This is a genomic window from Mesorhizobium sp. L-2-11, from assembly GCF_016756595.1.
Classification (GTDB): Bacteria; Pseudomonadota; Alphaproteobacteria; order Rhizobiales; family Rhizobiaceae; genus Mesorhizobium.
Window position 1 is genome coordinate 3345540 of sequence record NZ_AP023257.1, and the last position, 16000, is coordinate 3361539.

A 16000-nucleotide genomic window follows, 5' to 3' on the forward strand; every position below is an offset into this window, starting at 1 on the left:
TCTTCCTGCGTGGCGATAATACCCAAAGAATAGTTTTGAAACTGAAAGTCAGACTCAGGTGATAGATGTTTATTGGACTTATGGCGCCTGGGGATTTACTTGCTTGCGCTTTACGCGCTCAACGCGGGATAGTCGGTGTAGCCTAGGCCGGTGCCGCCATAGAAGGTGGCTTGGACTGCCGCATTCAGCGCCGCATTGGTCTTCAACCGTTCCACAAAGTCCGGATTGGCCAGGACCATCTGGCCATAGGACTCCTGATCGGCCAGCCCCGAAGCCACGTCGGCGCCGATCTGGTCACGCGGACGACTTGGCCGATTAAGGATCAGCGATTGGCGCCAGAGCTCGCGAATGTCGGCCAGCAACGGCTCGTTGCCCTGATGCATGATGTGCACGTAACCGAGTCCGAGCTTGTCGAGTTGGGCGATCAGATAGCGGTAGAGGTCCGGCCCTTCGGCGCCTTCGTCGATCCCCCATATCGTCGTGCCGGGCGACAGCCGGATCGCGGTGCGGTCCGCGCCGATCTCCTCGGCGATTGCCGTGGCGACCTCGATCGCAAAGCGGGCGCGGTTCTCGATGGAGCCGCCATATTCGTCGGTGCGCGTGTTGGCACTTGGCGCGAAGAACTGTTGGACGAGGTAGGCGTTCGCGCCGTGAATCTCGACGCCGTCGGCGCCGGCTTCGATCGCTGAGCGGGCTGCATGGCGGAAATCGGCGACGGTCTGGCGCACTTCTTCGGTCGTCAGCGCGCGCGGCGTGGGAATGTCCTGCATTCCCGTCATGGTGAACATGCCCGTCCCCGGCGCGATCGCGGACGGCGCGACACCCCGGCGATGATGCGGCGTATTGTCGGGATGCGACATACGTCCGGCATGCATCAGCTGGATGAAGATGTGGCAACCTTTATCGTGCACGGCGGAGATGACCTTTCGCCAGCCGGCGACATGGGCGGGCGTGTAGATGCCCGGGGTGGTGAGATAGCCTTGGCCGTCATCCGCGGGCTGGGTGCCTTCGGTGACGATCAGGCCGATGCCGGCGCGCTGGGCATAATATTCGGCAGCCAGCTCTCCCGGCGTACCGTCGAAGGCAGCGCGGCTGCGGGTCATCGGGGCCATGACGAGGCGGTTCGGCAGGGTGTAGCGGCCGACGCGGACAGGGGTGAACAAGGGGCTCATTGGGATCTCCATTTGCTGGAGCCCTTGTTCCACTATTCCAATGTCAGGATAAATCCGGCAAAACTGAAATCAATATTCCATGTATGGAGCAATAGCGTGAGCCATTTGAACGACATGGCACTGTTTGTCGAGGTGGCCAGAGCCAGGAGCTTTCGGAAGGCGGCGGAGGCTCTCGGCATGCCAAACTCCACTCTGTCGCGGCGTATCAGCGCGCTGGAGAAGGCGATCGGCCTGAGGCTTCTGCATCGCACGACGCGCAAGATCGAGCTCACCGAGGCCGGCCAGCTTTACTATGAACGAAGCAAGCGAATCGTCGACGAGGCACGGCTCGCGCACGAGCAGCTCGGCGCGATGCTGGAGCAGCCGAGCGGGGTGCTGCGGGTTTCGCTCCCGGTCGACTTCGCCACGCTTTACCTGACGCCGATCATCGTCGGTTTTGCGCAAAGCTATCCCGGCATCACGTTCGAATTCGACCTGACGCCACGCCGCGTCGATTTGGTGGCCGAGCCGTTCGATGTAGCGATCCGCATCGGCAAACTGGAAGATTCCAGCCTTATTGCGCGCCTGATCGGGCGGCATTCGCGCCGCCTGTACGCGTCTCCTGGCTATCTCGAAGCGTCAGGCGAGCCCGCGACACCGGCGGAGCTGGCGGAGCATGATTGCATCTGCATGCCGCGGACGCCGACCTGGACCTTGCATCAGGGGACGAACAAGATCGATGTCGACGTTGGCGGCCGCTTCACGGTCAACAGCGTTGGGATGATCCGCGCCCTGGCGGTCAACCACCAGGGCATTGCCCTGCTTGCCGAGAAGATCGTCGCCGAAGATTTGGCCTCGGGCAGGCTCCGGCGTGTCCTGCCGGAATGGCAGGGATCGCCGGTCAGCATTCACGCCGTCACCGAAACTCACCTCATTCCAGCCAAGACCCAGCGGTTCATCGAATTCCTGTCCTCCAGGCTGATGGAGCCTTGAACCAGATCCTTACGCGGAGAAAAGTCGCATGGTGGCGCGCTTGCATCGCGCCTTAGCGTAAAAAGGCGGTGGCTCCTCGGAGTCGATGAAGCTGAGAAATACGAATTTTCCATAGCCCTACGCCAGGATGCACCAGAGTCGCCAAAATGCGCAAACGTGACCGAGACCGCGCCGAAGCCCTACGCCTCGCTGGTGGCCCGACACCGACGCTCAGGGAGCGGGCCGTCGCTCTGGCGCGAGAGCGGGGCGAGGTGCGCACGGCTGAACTCACGGCCATCGGCATCCCCCGATGCTATCTATCCAGGATGTGCGACGAGGGACTGCTCGTGAAGGTGGGTTACGGCCGCCATCGCGCCGTCCTTCCGAAGGCCGCTTGACCCGTCGCAGCCGGAAGGGCGAGGATGGCGAGGGCCGGCAAACGGATCGTTCCCGACCCCCACCGAAATGCTCGCCATCCCGGCCCGGATCAGCCTTCGCTCGGTACCGGCGTGTTGAGAAGCTGCTGCTCCCAGAGATACGCGATGCCGCTGCCGCCGAAGTGCTGGATGAGAATCTCGGTCAGCTCCTCGACATGCTCGGTGTGCGCCCAATCGCGTTGCCATTCGCCAGCGAGCGCCATCACGGTCATCACGTTCGCGCCGGCCGCGATCATGCGCTGGATGGCAACTTCGTGAGACTCCTTCGAAATCCCGCCCGACGCGTCGGTGATCACGGTCACGTCCCAGCCTTCGCCGACGGCCTGGATCACAGGCATTGCGACGCAGACCTCGGTCCACAGGCCGGCGATGATCAGCTGCTTGCGGGCGGTCGCCTTGACGACGTTCACCACATTCTCGTCCTGCCAGGTGTTCACCCAGGTGCGATCGATGACTTCCAGGTCCGGAAATACGTCGGTGATCTGCTTAAAGAGAAGTCCACCGCGCGCCGCGATCACGCTGGTGAGAATGGTCGGAACATTGAAGGCTTTTGCTAGCTTCGCCAGAGCCGTCGAATTGTTGACCACCATGTGCGGATCGTGGCTGTTCAGGTTCGCGAGCTGGTAGGGCTGGTGGTCGATCAGAACGAGGACCGAGTCTTCAGGACGAAGAAGCGAATCAAGGCCGTTACGAGGGGTCATCAAAACTTCCTTTCTCTGCCGCTACGGACGGCAATGGGTTCATGGGAGACACATGCGCCAGCGGGCGACGTTGCCTGGACGGAATTTGCTGTTCCTTTTGGTGATGCGGTAGTGCCATAGTCAGGCAAGCTGTGTCGCGAATCGAGGAACGCCGAATTGGACATCGAAGATCTACAGACATTCGTCGCAGTGGCCGATGCAGGGGGCGTATCGGCCGCCGCGCGCCGGCTCGGCGTCTCCAAGTCAATCGTCAGTCGGCGGCTTTTCCGGATCGAAGCAGAACTCGGCGTTCAGCTTCTTGCACGAACGACCCGCGGCGCCGCGCTCACAGAAGCGGGAAACACGTTCAGAGACCATGCGGCTCGAGCCAGCGCCGAGATCGATACGGCCAGGGAAACGATGCTCCCCACCGGTGAGCTGCGCGGCCGCCTGAGAGTTGCCATGCCGCTTACGTTCGGCCCAACCCACTTCGCCCGGTGCTCGCGGAAATGGCGCGCCAGCACCCGCAGCTCCACATCCATACCTCCTACAGCGATCGCTTCGTCGATCTGATCGCCGAAGGTTTCGATTGCGCGATCCGGGTTGGTTACCTTCAGGACTCCAACCTGATCGCGAAGCGCGTCGGGCCGATCTATGGAAAGCTTGTCGCAAGCCCGGATTACATCAAAGCGCACGGTTCACCTGAGACGGTAGAGCAGCTCGTCAACCATCAGGCCCTCATGCAGGGAACAGAAGCCTGGCAGTTCATGGATGGCGACAAGATCGTCACGGTTCAGCCGCAGGGCAGGTTCAAGGCCGATAGCGCTACGGCGCTTGCCGCCGCGGCGGCGGCAAGTCTCGGCATCGCCTGGCTCGCCGATTGCATCACACACGAATATGTGGCCTCCGGCGCGCTGGTCCCGATCATGACACGCTATCCGGTACCTCCGGCCGCCGCGTATGTCGTCCGCCCGCCGGGTCAGCATCCCACCCGGAAAGTGCGGGTGCTCACCGAGATGCTGATTGAGTATTTCAAACGGAACCCGGAACTTTGGGGTCTCGACGGCTAGAACACGAACGGTGTGAAGCCTCGTCAAGGACCTGCGTTCGTCGGTGGCACTCCTTCGGCGACATGGCCTGCACGTTCCACTTGCTGCGACACAGCTTGACGTATCGCGGGGCTAGTTCAGTAGGCGGTCACGCGCCAGTTTCGACATTCCGGAAGCCCAGGAGAGGAAGGCGTGCATGAGTTGGAACCCGGCAATCGAACCCGGCTGTCCCGATGAGGTAGGCATCGACGCGCTCGAGACGCTCATCATTCCGCGATCCCGCGACCTGGGTGACTTCGAAGTCCGTCGCGCCTTGCCGGCGCCGAAGCGGCAGATGGTGGGCCCATTCATCTTCTTCGATCAAGCCGGGCCCGCCGAGTTCCTGACCGGACAGGGCGTTGATGTCCGGCCGCATCCGCATACAGGTCTGGGCACGGTCACCTACCTGTTTCGCGGTGACTTCCATCATCGGGACAGCACCGGTGCCGACCAGATCATCCGCCCGGGCGAATTGAACTGGATGGTCGCCGGGCGTGGCGTGTCCCATTCCGAGCGCACCTCCGCGACAGCCCGCAGTGGCCCGAACAGCCTGTTCGGTATCCAGACCTGGCTGGCGCTGCCCGACAGCCACGAGGACATAGCGCCCATGTTCGAGCGCCACAGCAAAGGAGCGCTGCCGATGATCGAGGATAGCGGCGTATCGGTCCGGCTTATCCTCGGCAACGCCTACGGCGAGAACGCGCCTGCGAGGATGTTCTCCGAGACCTTTTACGCCGACGTGACATTGGAAGCGCGGCGCCGACTGCCGATGCCGGACGATCACGAGGACCGGGGCATCTACATCGTCGAGGGCTCGATCTCGGTCGCCGGCCAGGAATTCGAGGCCTCCCACATGATGGTCTTCCGGCCCGGCGACAAGATCACCGTCGCCGCCGGCAGTAGAGGGGCGCGGCTGATGATCCTCGGCGGCGCGACCTTTCCGGGCCCCCGTTTTCGTCGCGTCTTCGCAGGAGCGCATCGAAGAGGCCAAAGCCGAATGGCGCGCGCAAAACTGGGGCAAGGGGCGCTTCGATCTCCCGGTGGATGACCGGGATGAGCACATTCCTCTTCCGGACTGACCGGAGCTGACAAGACTAAATGACCGACGCCCCCGTACAGAGCAGATGCTGGATGGAGAAAAAGCGAAATGAACGACAAGTGGCCCACCTTGATTACCTTAGCTGGCGTGAGACTTGTTCAGCTCTGCATCTCTACCTGCAGGTCGCCGGCGAAGCGCCAGTAACCAATGCGCGCTTCCCATTCAGATCGATCACCTTGTTGACCGCCATCAACGCCTGATGGAAGCGGGGACGCATCATCACGATCGGTTCGGACTCGGCCCTGAGACGCAGGAGTTCAACCTAACAACTCAAATCCATAAGGAACAATTCCCGTGAATGTTCGCAAGTTCACCGACGCAGCCCTGGAGCGTTCCCCCGGACAGGACGGAGATGTCTTCGTTGGCAATCTGGTCGATCAGCGCCATGCCTCTCCGATCACCATCGGCTACGGGCGTTATGGGCCGAACCAGACACTCGAGGAGACAATGGCCGTCGATGATGTCATGGTCTCCTTGAGGGGCGGCTGTCGGTGTCCGGACAGGCAGGCAGCGTCACCGCAGGGCCGGGCGAGATCGTCCATATGCCCAAAGGCCAAAAGGTCACGATCCGTTCGCACGAGCAAGGCGCGGTCACCGCCTAAATCACCTATCCCCACTGGCAGGAGGCACGGGGGTAAGTCCTTCGGGCAACGCCGCAGGCGCGACGTCCTCGCGGATCATGCTCAACTGAGTAGGCGTTGAGATCTTGGCTGGCAAATCCGGCACGAGGCCTCTCTGCTTTGTCCCAGCGACGCTTCGCGCCCAGGCTCAAAGCTGTGCAAATCCGCCGTCCACGAACACCTCGCGCCCGTCTGGAAGCTGCTGTCGTTGAGGCAGCGACGGCAGTGATAACAGGCGGCAACGTTCGGACGCCGCCACGGCAAACTGAATGGCGGACTCGGGCGCGAAGCCGCCGATCATCAGTATTTCCGCGCGGTAGCCGCCGATCCTGCGATTGCGGCCTGCGAGTAAATAGGCGTGGGCGGGCGAGGCTGCTATGCTACGCCTGATTTCATCGGTCCTCGATGCTCTAACACTCTGGAAGCAGGGCTATCTAGATCGAAGCGTAGGAGAAATTGGACGCTGGCGCGCTGCATCGCGCCTTAGCGTAAAAAAAGGCGGTGGCTCCCCGGGCCGGATTCGAACCAGCGACCAACCGGTTAACAGCCGGTTGCTCTACCACTGAGCTACCGGGGAACAGAGGCTCTCATGTGAGTGGCGCAGCCTATAGCAAACCCGTTTCGGCTTTGCAAAGAAGCATTTCGTATTTTTCGGCGCTTTTTCGCGTCGCGATTTCTGGCAATCATGTGCGCGCGTCCTCATATGAGCCGTCTGGCGGGGTGCGCGGAACCGAAAAGGCGGTTGCGGCTTTCGTCAGACTGGTGCTTTTACTTTGCCCGAACGGACCACTGACCAGACATGAGCGCAGCAAGCCATAACCATCCACCGGCACGGAAAATATCGGTCTTCGGCCGTGAGTTCACCATGCCGCGCTCGCGCGGCCTCAGGATTGCGATCGGCGTCGTGCTGATCCTCGGCGGCATTCTCGGCTTCCTGCCGATCCTGGGCTTCTGGATGGTGCCGATCGGTTTGCTGGTGCTCTCCTACGAGTTCGCCGTGGTGCGCCGTCACCGGCGCCGGCTCGTCGTGTGGTGGGAACGGCGGCGGCGGCCGAACTGATGGTTTGCACCGCAGGGGCAAGCTTCTGTGAAGGGGGGCGTCTTTCCGGCTCGACTCAACCTGGCCATTGCCCGGAACTCGTTTCCCGGCCCTCGCAGTTCTCCTTCAGATGACGGACCTCCTGCTTATCCAACGTAAAGTCCAGGGCCCGGCATCCCTTTGCCATACTGCGTGCTTACCAATCAGTTAATATTTTAATTGCAGGATGCGCATCGAGGATTCGATGCGTGGCATCATGCCGAGGGGAAACCGTCCGGAATGCACCATGGCCGCTTGACGGCATTTTCGCCGCAACCTATTGGAACCGGGTGGAACGCCGGGAGCAATGAGGCCTCGTGGCGGAGTGGTTACGCAGAGGACTGCAAATCCTTGCACCCCGGTTCGATTCCGGGCGAGGCCTCCAAATGCCCAAGCTCCCGCGCACCAGCGCCAGGGGGTCCGGTCGAGATGCGCCGCGGTCTTAGCGCGGCAAGCGGATTGATCCTGAGCGGATTGATCTTGGGCAGATTGATTTTGGGCGGATTGGTTGGAAGATGAGCGCTGATTTTGCCGAACGTCGGGTAAAAATGGTCGACGGCCAGATCCGCACCACCGACGTTACCAGCGCGCCGCTGCTCGAGGCGATGCTTGTCGTGCCGCGCGAAGCCTTTGTCGCCCCCGATCAGCGCGATCTGGCCTATATCGACGAAGACATCCGCATTGCCAATGCAGCGGACGGCCCACGCTATCTAATGGAGCCTTCGCCGCTGGCCAAGCTGATGCAACTGGCCGAGATCGGCCCTGGCGATTCGGCGCTCGATGTCGGCTGCGGCACCGGCTATGCGGCAGCGATCCTGTCGCGGCTGGCAAAATCCGTCGTTGCGCTGGAAAGCGATCCGGCATTGGCCGAGTCCGCCAAATCGACCCTTTCGGCGCTGGGCTGCGACAATGTCAGCGTGGTCAACGGACCGCTGCCGGAAGGGCATGCCGCGGGAGCGCCCTACGACGTCATTTTCATCGGCGGCAGCGTCGAGAAAGTGCCGGAACCGCTGCTGGACCAGCTTGCGGAAGGCGGTCGGCTCGTCGCCGTCGAAGGGCAGGGGAATTCGGGTGTGGCCCGATTGTTCCTGAAAAAAGGCGGGGTCGTAACCGGAAGAGGCGCCTTTAATGCGGCAATTAAGCCACTACCGGGATTCGAACGTATCCGCGCGTTCGAGTTCTGAATGATTTTGGCTTGCAGCAAAGCCGTTGTCGTGTTCGCTTGCGCTTGAACAATTGTTGCTGATCCGCACAACCGGGGTGTTCTTTTTTGGGGGCTGACAGCAGGGAACCTGAAACACACCGCGCCGGCTGCTCGAAAGGCAGAAGCCGGCGCGGTGTGGTTCCCATGCAAAACGAATGAGGGAATAACGTGCCGTCTTTACGCAAGTCACTTTTTGCCGCCTTCCTTTCGGCGACCGCGCTTTCTCCGCTAGGCGCCTCGGCGGAAACCATTCTCGGTGCACTTTCAAAGGCCTATCAGAACAATTCCCAGCTTAATTCGACCCGCGCCGGCGTCCGCGTCACCGATGAGGGCGTTGCCATCGCTAAGTCCGGCTGGCGCCCGACCATCACCGGTTCAGCGAACATCGACTACTCCAGGGGCCATTTCGATGCCCGTAGAAATGAGCCCAACGTGCCCGGGCAGAACGGAAAAATCTCGATAACCACCGGCAACTTTGGCGTCCAGATCGACCAGACCCTGTTCGACGGCTTTCAGACCAGGAACAACGTCGCCGCCGCCGAAGCGCAGGTCCGCGCCTCGTTCGAGAGCCTGCGCAACACCGAAGAGAATATTCTGTTCAATGCGGCAAGCGCCTATATGGACGTGATTCGCGACCGCCAGGTGGCGGTGCTGACGGAGCAGAACCTGCAGTTCCTGACCGAGCAGGCGCGCGCCGCGCGCTCGCGCTTCGACGTCGGCGAAGGCACCCGCACCGACGTGGCTCAGGCCGATGCCGAACGCTCTTCGGCCGTGGCGGAACTGGCCGCCGCCCGCGCGCAGGCGCTGGCGAGCGCTGCGACCTATCGCCAGATCGTCGGCGACGATCCCGGCAGGCTCAGGGCCGCTTCGCCGCTGGCGAAGCTGCTGCCGACGAATCTCGATACGGCGATCGCGATCGCATCGGTTGAGCACCCGGCCATCCTCGCCACCCAGCATCTGGTCGACGCGGCGGCGTTTACGGTGAAATCGGCCGAAGGCGCGCTGCTGCCGCAGCTTTCGGCTTCCGCCGGCGTTTCCAGCGCCTACCGCAGATCCGATCCCCTCAGCGGTCAGGATGGTACAACCAATACGGCCAACATCGGTGCCACGCTGACCATACCGATCTATTCGGGCGGGCGGACGTCGGCGATAGTGCGCCAGAACAAGGAATCGCTCAGCCAGGCCCGGATCGAGGTCGATGTCAGCCGCGACACCGTGCGGCAGGCCGTGACCTCGGCGTGGACGCAATATACCGCCGCCCAGCAAACCGTGGTGGCCAACAGGCAGGTGATCGCCGCCGCGCAGCTTGCCCTGAGCGGCGTCATCGAGGAGCGCAATGTCGGCCAGCGCACCACGCTCGACGTCCTCAATGCGCAGGCCACGCTCATCACCGCCAAGATCAACCAGGCCAGCGCCGAACGCGATTTGGTGGTGGCGAGCTATGCCATCCTGTCGGCTATCGGTCGTCTTTCGGTCGAGCGTCTCGCCCTTCAGGTAGTGAAATACAAGCCTGAAGAGCATTACAATGCGGTCAAGGACAAATGGTTCGGCCTGCGCACGCCAGACGGCCGCTGATCACCTCACCAGTTTCAACTTTCGCCCAGTTTCAAGCTATTTAGAGCCCGTGCGTCCAAAAAAGGACGCGCGGGCTCTAATCTGTTGAAATCCAACACGCCCCCAGATTGGGGATTCTCGTAAGGCGATCCGTGGGTTAGGCTGTTGCCATGATTCGAATCCGGCTTTGGCCGGACAGGAAATCTGCAACGAGTCACAAGGGCGGCGGATGTGACGATGGCGACGGCAAGCAGCGTACAGCGCGAACCTTCCATGGAGGAGATACTGGCTTCCATCAGGAGGATAATCGAGGACAACGATTCCGGCCGCAGGCAGCCGGACGAGGCGGACGACCTGCTGCAGGATTTGACGTCGGCAGCCGTGCCGGCACCGGCGGTAGCTGTGCCGGCACCGGCGGCAGTTGGGGTGCCGCCTGAGGCAGGCAGCGTGCCGCCTGAGGTGAGCGCGTTTCGCGCCGAGTTGCGTCCGGGATTCGACGCCAGGAGGCCGGCCACGCTGACCGAGGTGCAGGCGCAACCGTCGGCCGTCGAGCCTGTCATCGCGCACGTGGAGCCGCCGCTGCGTTCCGATCCGGCTCCGGTCAAATCGGCCGTGACGCTTGCTGGTGACAGGGTCGCGGCCGAAGCGGCCCCGGCCGCCACGCCAGAGCCGAATGCGCCTGCGACGGCAAGGGTTGCGGAGACGACCGACAGTATCGTTGCCGGGTGGCGGCGTGATATCGCCGCAGTCGGCGAAGCAAAGACCGTGGCCAAGCCGGACAGGATCCCAGACAGGGCTGATCTGCGGCAGACGCCGGACGCCGAACCGAAGGCCGAGGTTTTCGAGGACGCGGCCGAACCTGCTTCCGAGCCGGCCCCGCCGCGAAGCGGGTTGGCGCGCCCGGCGACGAGCGAGGCACCGTCCGCTCGTCCGGCGATCCTTTCCGAACATACGGGCCGGCAAGTTGCCGCCGCCTTCGGCGAGCTTTCCGATGCGTTCGCCAGCCGCAGCAAGAAAACCTTCGACGAGATGGCCGAGGAGATGCTGAGGCCGATGCTACAGGACTGGCTGGACAACAATCTGCCGACGCTGGTCGAGCGGCTGGTGCGCGAAGAAATCGAACGCGTGGCGCGCGGCGCGCAGTAACGAGGCCAATTGCCGAGGGCGGCGCCGCCCCTCATCTGCCTGCCGGCATCTTCTCCCCGTGAACGGGGAGAAGATGCGCTGGCCGCAACCTCAGCACCCTCTCTTGCAACGCTTGAGATTGGCGAAATCTTTTGCCGAGGGCGTTTTTCTCCCCGTCAACGTACGGGGAGAAACGCCCGGCAGGGCAATGAGGGGCAGCGCGAACCGCTAAGCGATAGCCCTGCGACGCCCACTTCTGCAAGTTGCCCCGATCTGCCCAGGCGCTATTTGCTGCCCAGGCGCTATTTGCTGGCATGGCCGTCTGCAGCTCGCTTGCGGTTGACTTGGCTAAAACCTTCCGATTTACACCGGACCAGCAAAAAACCCGACAGCCCGGACGCCCTTCCCATGCTCGAAAAAACCTACGACGCTAAAATCGTCGAGCCGAAGATCGCCAAAGTCTGGGAGGAAGCCGACGCGTTTCGTGCCGGCGCAGGCGCCGAGGAGGGCGCAGAAGCCTTCACCATCGTCATCCCGCCGCCGAACGTCACCGGCTCGCTGCATATGGGCCATGCGCTCAACAACACGCTGCAGGACATTCTGGTGCGCTTCGAGCGCATGCGCGGCAAGAACGTGCTGTGGCAGCCCGGCATGGACCACGCCGGCATCGCCACCCAGATGGTGGTCGAGCGCCAGCTTATGGAGAAGCAGATCCACCGCCGCGACCTGACGCGCGAAGAATTCATCGAGAAGGTCTGGGAGTGGAAGGCCGAATCCGGCGGAGCGATCTTCAACCAGCTGAAGCGGCTGGGGGCCTCGGCCGACTGGAGCCGAGAGCGTTTCACCATGGACGAGGGTCTGTCCAGGGCGGTGCTTGAAGTGTTTGTCACCCTCTATAAGGAGGGCCTGATCTACAAGGACAAGCGGCTTGTGAACTGGGACCCGAAGCTGTTGACTGCGATTTCCGACCTCGAGGTCGAACAGCAGGAGGTCAACGGCAATCTCTGGCATTTCCGCTATCCCGTCGAGGGCGAGGTCTTCGATCCGGAAAATCCAAAAACCTTCGTCACCGTGGCGACGACGCGGCCCGAGACGATGCTGGGCGATACGGCGGTGGCAGTGCATCCCGACGACGAGCGTTTTCGGCATCTGGTCGGCAAGAACCTCGTCCTGCCGATCGTCGGCCGCAAAATCCCGGTGGTGGCGGACCAGTATTCCGATCCGGAGAAAGGCAGCGGCGCGGTCAAGATCACGCCAGCGCACGACTTCAACGACTTCGAGGTCGGCAGGCGCCACAAGCTGCCGGCCATCAATATCCTCACCGTCGAGGCGGCGGTCGCCCTCACCGACAATGACGAGTTTCTCGCCGGGCTGGAGATAACGCCCGAGCGTCAGGCCGTCTGGGATGAGCTCAACGGCCTCGATCGTTTCGTCGCGCGCAAGAAGATCGTCGAGCTGATGGAGGCGGGCGGCTTCCTCGAAAAGGTCGAGCCGCATCGCCATGCCGTGCCGCATGGCGATCGCGGCGGCGTGCCGATCGAACCGTTCCTGACCGAACAATGGTATGCGAACGCGGCGGAGCTCGCCAAGCCGGCGATTGCCTCTGTGCGCGAGGGCCGCACCAGGTTCGTGCCGAAAAACTGGGAGAAGACCTATTTCGACTGGATGGAGAACATCCAGCCCTGGTGCATTTCGCGCCAGCTTTGGTGGGGACACCAGATCCCGGCCTGGTACGGGCCGGACGGCCGCATCTTCGTCGAGAAGACCGAGGAGGAGGCGCTCGCCGCCGCAATCGAATATTATCTGGCGCTGGAAGGGCCGTGGAAGGCCTGGGTCGAGGACAAACTCGAGAATTTCAAGCCGGGCGAGATCCTGATCCGCGACGAGGACGTGCTCGACACATGGTTCTCGTCGGCGCTGTGGCCGTTCTCGACGCTCGGCTGGCCGGACCAGACGCCGGAGCTGAAGACCTACTACCAGACCGACGTGCTGGTAACCGGCTTCGACATCATCTTTTTCTGGGTCGCTCGCATGATGATGATGGGTCTGCATTTCATGGGCGAGGAGCCGTTCCACACCGTCTATGTCCACGCGCTGGTACGCGACAAGAACGGGCAGAAGATGTCGAAGTCGAAGGGCAACGTCATCGACCCGCTCGATCTCATCGATGAATATGGCGCCGACGCGCTGCGCTTCACGCTGACGGTGATGGCCGCGCAAGGGCGTGACGTGAAGCTCGATCCGGCTCGTATCGCCGGCTACCGCAACTTCGGCACCAAGCTGTGGAACGCGACGCGTTTTGCCGAGATGAACGACGTCGCGAGAAACGACGATTTCTGGCTGAACGACGCCAAGCTGGCGGTCAACCGCTGGATCCTGACGGAACTGACACGCGCGGCGCGCGAAATCACCGATGGCATCACTTCATACCGGTTCAACGAGGCTGCGACTGCTGCCTACCGCTTCGTCTGGAACCTGTTCTGCGACTGGTACCTGGAACTGTTGAAGCCGGTCTTCATGGGCGCGGACGAGGCTGCCAAGGCCGAGAGCCGGGCTTGCGTCGCCTTCGTGCTCGACGAGATCTACAAGCTGCTGCATCCGATGATGCCGTTCATGACCGAAGAGCTGTGGGCTGAGACATCAGGTGAGGGCAAGGAACGGCCGTCGCTGCTTTGCCATGCCGCGTGGCCGTCGCCCGACTTCGAGGACGAGGCAGCGGCCGCCGACATCAATTGGCTGATCGACCTGGTCTCAGGCATCCGTTCGGTGCGTTCGGAAATGAACGTGCCGCCGGCGGCGATCGCGCCGCTGATGGTGATCGGCGCCAATACCGCAACCCGCGAAAGGCTTGAGCGCCAGGCATCGGCCATCAAGCGACTGGCGCGGGTCGGCGACATCTCGCTTGTCGATACGGCGCCCAAGGGCTCCGCCCAGATCGTGCTCAACGAGGCCACCATCTGCCTGCCGCTCGGCAGCCTGATCGACCTTGCCGCGGAGGCGGCGCGGCTGCAAAAGGAGCTGGTCAAGGTGACCGAAGAGATCGCCCGCCTGCACAAGAAGCTGTCCAACGACAAATTCGTCGCCAACGCGCCGGAAGATGTCGTCGAGGCCGAACGCGAAAAACTCGCCGAGTATCGCGAGGCGCAAGAGAAGCTTTCGGTGGCTCTGACACGCGTGCGCGAAGCCGGTTGACAGCTCTGGTATTTGAGAATCGAATCGACTGAGGAGCGGATTTGCCAGGCCGGCTTCCGCTCCTTGGGCGCCTGATTCTCAGGAGTCGCGAGTTATGCGAACGCGCTTTTTCGGGCGGCTTCCTGCATGAAAAATAGGCATTCCGCTGCGTAAATCTTGACGTAAACGGAATGTTTTCGGCCCCATTGTTGCCATAATGTAACAATGGAGCCTCGTCTTCGCAAAACGGCTCGTTTTGGCGTCGTTTCAGCCGTGTTTTCCGAGTTTTTTGCTCGATTTGCAGCCAAATGGGCCATTTTCCGGCTCTGCGATGAAGCTGTCACTTTGGCTGAAATGCGGTCGGCGGAGGCGTACATGTACGCATCGAGAATTCGTTGTTGCGCCGTTAACCTGAATTGGGTCTAGCTTAGTCCATTCGTACTAGGGGAAGAGATTCATGAACAATTTGCGTCTGAAAGCGCTGGGGGCGGGGTGCTTTTCGCTATTGACATCGGGCGTTGCCAACGCCGGCGGCTTCGACCGGGGCGGTGTCAACATCGACCAGTTGTTCGATGCCGTGCCATATTCGATCGACGCCGGCGTCACCTATGTTTCGCCACAGCGCACACTGAAGAATGTGCAGCGCCTGGATTCCCCGCCAAACCCGGTTGCGTTGTCGTCTTCGTCCGTGGACGTTGGTGGCGACTATGCGGTGCCGCGCATCGGCATCAAGGCCAACATTTTTGAACCAGTGGATTGCCTTGCGACCTATACGGAACCGTTTGGCGCGGAGGCGGACTTCGGAATGAACAACGCCTATTCGCCATCCGCGGTCGAATACTACGTCAGAACAAATGATTTCGGCCTTACCTGCTCCTACAAGGTGAATGTCGGCAAGGGCGCGCTGCGGTTCATCGGCGGGATCTCCTATCAGGAGGTCGATGCATTTCTGTCGCGCCAGACCTTGCTGGCCTTCGGCAATACCGGCCTCGGCAAGTTCCAGCTTTCCGACGAGGCGTGGGGCTGGCGTGCTGGCGCCGCCTATGAAATTCCCGAAATCGCCTTGCGCGCAAGCCTGGTGTACTCTTCGAGCTACAAATATGACGAACTGTCGGGAACCGTTGATACGACCGGGTTTAGGGGTGCCTTTCCAGCGGATCTGATTCCAGGCGCTACCGGAGTGTTTCCTGTGTCCGCCTCGGCCGAAATACCCCAGGCTGTGGAACTCAAGCTGCAGAGCGGTATAGCGCCCGGCTGGCTGGCGTTTGGTTCGATCCGCTGGCAGGAATGGAGCAAGCTTGGCATCATTCCGATCCAAGGTGTTCGCAGCCCTGTAACCGGTGCTCCCTCGCCAGTTTCCTTCGATCTGCTTTATCGCGACGGCTGGACTGTCGCGGGTGGCATAGCGCATAAGTTCACTGACCAATTGTCGGCCGCGGTTTCGCTGACCTGGGATCGTGGAACCTCGACGACGTCGGGCTATCAGTCGGATACCTGGTCCGTCGCCAGCGGCATCTCCTATTCGCCGAACGACAAGATCGAGGTCAGACTTGGTGGCTCGATCGGTGTCCTGACCAGTGGGTCGTCGACTTTCACCGGCGTTGGCGACACCGCAAATGCCGTCACCTACACATATGACGACGATCTGCTCCTTGCCGGCTCAGCTTTAGTTAAGGTCAAGTTCTAATCGTCTGTTTTCAATGGCAAAAAGGCCGGGCTATGCCCGGCCTTTTTGCTTGAGGGGCTTGCCCGGCGACCAAGCGGCGTGCAACGACGCCGCGTCCCTCTGCCTCACGCGATCGTGATGTTTTGGCAACAGTT

Annotated in this window: 12 protein-coding genes, 2 tRNA genes and 3 pseudogenes; 13 read left to right on the plus strand and 4 right to left on the minus strand. The window is 61.8% G+C overall.

The features are described 5' to 3' along the window. Positions 1-110 precede the first annotated feature (110 nt). On the minus strand, positions 111-1184 hold the full coding sequence (locus tag JG739_RS16020; RefSeq protein ID WP_202362448.1) for an alkene reductase: 1074 nt from the start codon (positions 1182-1184) through the stop codon (positions 111-113). 84 nt (positions 1185-1268) lie between these two features. On the opposite strand from JG739_RS16020, the gene JG739_RS16025 reads away from it, so the two are divergent. Next, positions 1269-2144 carry a LysR family transcriptional regulator gene (locus JG739_RS16025; RefSeq protein ID WP_202362449.1) on the plus strand — a complete coding sequence of 292 codons (876 nt, stop codon included), beginning with the start codon at positions 1269-1271 and terminating at the stop codon, positions 2142-2144. Positions 2145-2290: 146 nt separating this feature from the next. Next, positions 2291-2521 carry a type IV toxin-antitoxin system AbiEi family antitoxin domain-containing protein gene (locus JG739_RS16030; protein ID WP_202362450.1) on the plus strand — a complete coding sequence of 77 codons (231 nt, stop codon included), beginning with the start codon at positions 2291-2293 and terminating at the stop codon, positions 2519-2521. An 89-nt stretch (positions 2522-2610) separates the two neighbouring features. Here JG739_RS16030 and JG739_RS16035 read toward each other — a convergent pair whose 3' ends face one another. After that, positions 2611-3261 carry a hydrolase gene (locus JG739_RS16035; RefSeq protein WP_202362451.1) on the minus strand — a complete coding sequence of 217 codons (651 nt, stop codon included), beginning with the start codon at positions 3259-3261 and terminating at the stop codon, positions 2611-2613. Between the two features lie 156 nt (positions 3262-3417). Here JG739_RS16035 and JG739_RS16040 point away from each other — a divergent pair. The 4 genes and pseudogenes from JG739_RS16040 to JG739_RS16055 all read left to right on the plus strand — a co-directional run bounded on the left by JG739_RS16040 (position 3418) and on the right by JG739_RS16055 (position 6029). Continuing rightward, a pseudogene (locus JG739_RS16040) lies at positions 3418-4310 on the plus strand (LysR family transcriptional regulator). A gap of 175 nt (positions 4311-4485) precedes the next feature. After that, positions 4486-5407, plus strand: a pseudogene (locus tag JG739_RS16045) (pirin family protein). A 52-nt stretch (positions 5408-5459) separates the two neighbouring features. Then, positions 5460-5627, plus strand: coding sequence for a hypothetical protein (locus JG739_RS16050; RefSeq protein WP_202367720.1), 168 nt, complete (start codon positions 5460-5462; stop codon positions 5625-5627). Positions 5628-5721: 94 nt separating this feature from the next. Further along, positions 5722-6029: pseudogene (locus JG739_RS16055) on the plus strand (ethanolamine utilization protein). A gap of 166 nt (positions 6030-6195) precedes the next feature. Here JG739_RS16055 and JG739_RS16060 read toward each other — a convergent pair. Together JG739_RS16060 and JG739_RS16065 are read right to left on the minus strand one after the other, a co-directional pair. Continuing rightward, positions 6196-6348: a hypothetical protein gene (locus JG739_RS16060; RefSeq protein WP_202362452.1), complete on the minus strand. Its 153-nt coding sequence runs from the start codon at positions 6346-6348 to the stop codon at positions 6196-6198. A 201-nt stretch (positions 6349-6549) separates the two neighbouring features. After that, positions 6550-6624: transfer RNA gene (locus JG739_RS16065), tRNA-Asn, on the minus strand. 222 nt (positions 6625-6846) lie between these two features. Here JG739_RS16065 and JG739_RS16070 point away from each other — a divergent pair. The 7 genes from JG739_RS16070 to JG739_RS16100 all read left to right on the plus strand — a co-directional run bounded on the left by JG739_RS16070 (position 6847) and on the right by JG739_RS16100 (position 15866). Continuing rightward, positions 6847-7107 carry a hypothetical protein gene (locus tag JG739_RS16070; RefSeq protein WP_202362453.1) on the plus strand — a complete coding sequence of 87 codons (261 nt, stop codon included), beginning with the start codon at positions 6847-6849 and terminating at the stop codon, positions 7105-7107. A 329-nt stretch (positions 7108-7436) separates the two neighbouring features. Next, positions 7437-7510, plus strand: a tRNA-Cys gene (locus JG739_RS16075). Between the two features lie 130 nt (positions 7511-7640). Next, positions 7641-8309, plus strand: a complete 669-nt coding sequence (locus JG739_RS16080; protein ID WP_202362454.1) for a protein-L-isoaspartate O-methyltransferase family protein — start codon at positions 7641-7643, stop codon at positions 8307-8309. 188 nt (positions 8310-8497) lie between these two features. Then, on the plus strand, positions 8498-9904 hold the full coding sequence (locus tag JG739_RS16085) for a TolC family outer membrane protein (RefSeq protein ID WP_202362455.1): 1407 nt from the start codon (positions 8498-8500) through the stop codon (positions 9902-9904). Positions 9905-10120: 216 nt separating this feature from the next. Continuing rightward, positions 10121-11029 carry a PopZ family protein gene (locus tag JG739_RS16090; RefSeq protein ID WP_202362456.1) on the plus strand — a complete coding sequence of 303 codons (909 nt, stop codon included), beginning with the start codon at positions 10121-10123 and terminating at the stop codon, positions 11027-11029. Positions 11030-11416: 387 nt separating this feature from the next. Continuing rightward, entirely contained in the window at positions 11417-14200 is a 2784-nt protein-coding gene (locus JG739_RS16095) for a valine--tRNA ligase (protein ID WP_202362457.1), read from the plus strand. 436 nt (positions 14201-14636) lie between these two features. Beyond that, positions 14637-15866 carry an OmpP1/FadL family transporter gene (locus JG739_RS16100; RefSeq protein ID WP_202362458.1) on the plus strand — a complete coding sequence of 410 codons (1230 nt, stop codon included), beginning with the start codon at positions 14637-14639 and terminating at the stop codon, positions 15864-15866. Positions 15867-16000 lie beyond the last annotated feature (134 nt).

What these genes read in the sequence shown, in the direction of transcription:
- JG739_RS16020 (WP_202362448.1), bottom strand. Translation starts at nt 1,184, where the DNA reads ATGGAGATCCCAATGAGCCCCTTGTTCACCCCTGTCCGCGTCGGCCGC.
- JG739_RS16030 (WP_202362450.1), top strand. Translation starts at nt 2,291, where the DNA reads ATGCGCAAACGTGACCGAGACCGCGCCGAAGCCCTACGCCTCGCTGGT.
- JG739_RS16035 (WP_202362451.1), bottom strand. Translation starts at nt 3,261, where the DNA reads ATGACCCCTCGTAACGGCCTTGATTCGCTTCTTCGTCCTGAAGACTCG.
- JG739_RS16050 (WP_202367720.1), top strand. Translation starts at nt 5,460, where the DNA reads ATGGAGAAAAAGCGAAATGAACGACAAGTGGCCCACCTTGATTACCTT.
- JG739_RS16060 (WP_202362452.1), bottom strand. Translation starts at nt 6,348, where the DNA reads ATGATCGGCGGCTTCGCGCCCGAGTCCGCCATTCAGTTTGCCGTGGCG.
- JG739_RS16070 (WP_202362453.1), top strand. Translation starts at nt 6,847, where the DNA reads ATGAGCGCAGCAAGCCATAACCATCCACCGGCACGGAAAATATCGGTC.
- JG739_RS16080 (WP_202362454.1), top strand. Translation starts at nt 7,641, where the DNA reads ATGAGCGCTGATTTTGCCGAACGTCGGGTAAAAATGGTCGACGGCCAG.
- JG739_RS16090 (WP_202362456.1), top strand. Translation starts at nt 10,121, where the DNA reads ATGGCGACGGCAAGCAGCGTACAGCGCGAACCTTCCATGGAGGAGATA.
- JG739_RS16095 (WP_202362457.1), top strand. Translation starts at nt 11,417, where the DNA reads ATGCTCGAAAAAACCTACGACGCTAAAATCGTCGAGCCGAAGATCGCC.
- JG739_RS16100 (WP_202362458.1), top strand. Translation starts at nt 14,637, where the DNA reads ATGAACAATTTGCGTCTGAAAGCGCTGGGGGCGGGGTGCTTTTCGCTA.